This is a genomic window from Ectobacillus sp. (assembly GCF_056992975.1).
Map to the genome: position 1 here is coordinate 1 of NZ_JBXKMX010000134.1, position 3651 is coordinate 3651.

General features: G+C 36.4%; 3 protein-coding genes and 1 pseudogene. All 4 read right to left on the minus strand.

Going from position 1 to position 3651, the window contains the following annotated elements; translation table 11 throughout:
• Nucleotides 1–95 precede the first annotated feature (95 nt).
• Nucleotides 96–557 (minus strand): annotated as a pseudogene (gene nrdR, locus AC11ZT_RS06645) (transcriptional regulator NrdR).
• 548 nt (nt 558–1105) lie between these two features.
• Entirely contained in the window at nt 1106–2134 is a 1029-nt protein-coding gene (locus tag AC11ZT_RS06650; RefSeq protein ID WP_484058844.1) for a glyceraldehyde-3-phosphate dehydrogenase, read from the minus strand.
• Nucleotides 2135–2245: 111 nt separating this feature from the next.
• Nucleotides 2246–2845, minus strand: coding sequence for a dephospho-CoA kinase (coaE, locus tag AC11ZT_RS06655; protein WP_484058845.1), 600 nt, complete (start codon nt 2843–2845; stop codon nt 2246–2248).
• Nucleotides 2846–2986: 141 nt separating this feature from the next.
• Nucleotides 2987–3622 (minus strand): sporulation membrane protein YtaF, encoded by a 636-nt coding sequence (gene ytaF / locus AC11ZT_RS06660; protein WP_484058846.1) that lies wholly within the window; start codon nt 3620–3622, stop codon nt 2987–2989.
• Nucleotides 3623–3651 lie beyond the last annotated feature (29 nt).

Below are 3651 nucleotides of genomic sequence, written 5' to 3' on the forward strand. Positions count from 1 at the left end.
ACCGGTCAATTGGAAGCAAATCCATCCATGATTGTCTTTCCATGCCTGCAAATCCTTTCTACAAGTGTAATCTAACGTTATACATGCAGTTTCTTCTATTTTCGTTCTTTATGCAGTATGTCTTTTAATTCATCAATAAACACATTTAAATCTTTGAATTGTCGATAAACGGAGGCAAACCGCACATATGCTACTTCATCAATATCACGTAAAGCCTCGATTACCATTTCTCCAATTATTTCACTTTTAACCTCTGATGAGCCTGCATTTCGCAGCCCCCGTTCTACAGATTGCGTCACTTCTTCTAATTGCTTTAACGAAACCGGCCGTTTTTCACAGGCTTTAATTAATACCCTTAAAATATTTTCTTTGCTAAATTATTAACGTGTACCTTCCTTTTTCACCACTATTAAAGGCATTTCTTCTACCTTTTCAAAAGTAGTAAAGCGGTACAGACATTTCTCACATTCACGTCGTCTTCGAATGGAGCGCCCTTCATCAACTGGGCGGGAATCTAATACTCTCGTTCCATTGTGAAAACAAGCGGGACAACGCATATCATCACTCCTTAACCTAATCTAATCGTTCCATAAGTACTTCATCTACTCAGCTAATAACGTACCGATACAAGGCAGATCCTTGTCCAAATGTTCCATACAATTGTATGATGAAACAAACGTGATATAGCAACCCCTTGTATCCAATAGTAGTTGTTCTACTACTTTCATAGCTTGTGTTTTATTCACTTTATAATAACGACTTCGTAATTGTTTACTATGTGTTTCTCATATCCTTGTTAGCATTTTGTTTTACTCTTCCCATAATACTCATGTAAAACTCCTCCTGCTGTACAATAAAAAAACAAGTAATAGCCTAACCATTCTTCTTGGAAGAAAATGATTCCATATTACCATGAATTCGGAGGCATCTAGCTAACATTATCAAAAAAAGAAAAAAGAGGCGTATAATACACCTCTTTTCATTCTAAAGCAATACTCCCATTTTTTAAAGAGCTTTTACTTCACGTTGTTTTATTTGAAAGTTTCATACCGCACGTAATTTCTATACATTGTCTCTTTTTTCAAAAGAGACAAACTAATTCATCTTATGCATGTTGAACATTAGAATAAGCTTCGAGTTTATTTGCAACAATTCCTACTAAATCTACTACACGACGTGAGTAGCCCCATTCATTGTCATACCAAGCTAAAACCTTTACTTTACGAGTACCCATAACAATAGTAGATAAACCATCCACTATGGAAGAGTGAGTATTTGTGTTAAAATCAGAAGATACAAGTGGTTCGTCACAGAATGCTACAATTCCCTTTAAAGAGCCACGTGAAGCTTCAATAAATGCTGCATTCACTTGCTCAACTGTTACATCTTGCTTTAAATCTACAACAAGGTCAACGAGTGATACGTTTGGAGTAGGAACACGAAGTGACATTCCGTGTAATTTTCCTTTTAAATGTGGTAACACTTTAGCCAATGCTTTAGCTGCACCAGTCGTAGTCGGAATTATAGATTGTGCACAAGCACGTGCTCTGCGCAAATCTTTATGTGGATTATCAATATTATTTTGATCATTTGTATAAGAATGAATCGTAGTCATTAGACCATTATCAATCCCAAATTTTTCATCAAGAACTTTAGCTACGGGCGCAAGACAATTTGTTGTGCAAGATGCATTTGAAATAACATCATGTTTTGTTAAATCAAGTGTATGATCGTTTACACCAACAACAATCGTCACATCTTCATCTTTACCAGGTGCTGTAATAATTACTTTTTTAGCCCCTGCTTCTAAATGAAGACTTGCTTTTTCTCTAGCATTGAATTTTCCTGTAGCTTCAATTACGATATCAACGCTTAGTTCCTTCCAAGGAAGTTCTTGTGGATTACGGTTGTTTAGAAGCTGAATAATTTTTCCGTCCACAACTAAATGATCTGCAAATGCTTCTACCGTACCATCAAAACGACCATGAGTGGTATCGTATTTAATTAAATGTGCCAACGTTTCTGACGGATAGCTCGCATTGATCGCTACGATTTCGAATGCGCTTTCTTTAATGGCTTGGCGAAACACCATTCTCCCAATACGTCCAAACCCGTTAATTGCCACACGAATCATATATGTTATCCCCCTTGATTGCGTTATACTATTACTCCCTATTATCAGTATTAGTATAGCACAAAAAGAAAAGAAAGCACTAAATATTTTCATAAAAATAAAAAATTATTACTATAGAATACTCCATTGCTTTAATACTCGTAATAATTGTAACCTAGTCTCTTCTAATGTGCCATTATTATTAATAATTTCATCTGCTAGACTTCGTTTTTCCACAAGCGGCATCTGCGATGAAATACGCATACGTGCTTCCTCTTCTGTAAAATTATTTCGTTCCATAAGTCGATGTATTTGTGTGTGTTGATCTACATAGACAAGAAGCGTTTTGTGAACAAGTGATGTAAGCCTACTTTCAAATAGTAAAGGAATATCTAACACTACAGCAGTTTCTCCCTTTCGTATGTATTCCTCTTTTTTAGCAATCATTTCCTTACGCACAGCAGGATGCACAATTCTATTTAGTATGGCTCTTTTTTGATCATCCTGAAAAACTATATCTCCTAATTTTTTTCTATTAATCGATTTATCCTCATATAAAATGTCAGCACCAAATGCTTGTACAATTTCTTTGTATGCGGGTTTCCCCTGCATAACGACTTCTCTTGCGATAACATCCGCATCAATTACCGGAATATTTAGCTTTTTAAGCATGTCAGATACAGTACTCTTCCCGCTTGCAATTCCTCCTGTTAATCCAATCACTATCGTCATGTATCCTGCTCTCCTTCTATATGCATATTTCTTACCATCCATTATACGTTACCCTACACAAAAAACGTATCATTACAATAATACATAGAAAAACAGACCATTTCCTAGAAAAATGGTCCTGTCCATATCATCTAATCCAATTTACATTTTCCAAATTCCTATAATAATTAAAAGGATACCTGGAAGAAACGTAAGATTATATATCCATGTCTTGCCTTGGAGACATGCCCCTATTTTCATTCCCAAAAATAAAAAACTCCCGCTCATAAGGGCAACGAGTAAAGCCATTAGCCACGATGAATAACCTAACAAAGATGCTCCTATTCCTGCCCCAAACGAGTCTAGCGACAGTGCAAGACCTAATAATAACGCCTCCATACCAGAAATCGTACCGGACTGATCAAAATCAGCAACAGTCGGTTTTCGTAATATTTGTATCACGATGCCTAGTGTAGGGATTTCTATATTCCACAACGTTTTTTCATCTGTAATGGTTTCTTCCTTACTGTCAGGACTAAAATATTGGTACAGCACCCAAGCGCCAATTCCAACGAGTACTAATCCTCCTACTTGCCTCGCAACTATTGGAGAAACCACATGAATCATAATATTTCCAATTGTCATACTTACTAGCATCACTACTGCTGAACAGAGTGAAATAACCAAAATTGATCTAAACGAAATCGTCAGCCTTCTAAGCCCGTAAGTTAGTCCCACACTACAACTATCCAAACTTAGCGTGAAAGCTAAAAGAAAAAGAGAAAGATAGCTTTGCATCGGTAGGCTCCTTTCCATATACACCGTTA

Coding starts and splice junctions, on each gene's coding strand:
- AC11ZT_RS06650 (WP_484058844.1), bottom strand. CDS start 2,134: ATGATTCGTGTGGCAATTAACGGGTTTGGACGTATTGGGAGAATGGTG.
- coaE (WP_484058845.1), bottom strand. CDS start 2,845: ATGACGATAGTGATTGGATTAACAGGAGGAATTGCAAGCGGGAAGAGT.
- ytaF (WP_484058846.1), bottom strand. CDS start 3,622: ATGCAAAGCTATCTTTCTCTTTTTCTTTTAGCTTTCACGCTAAGTTTG.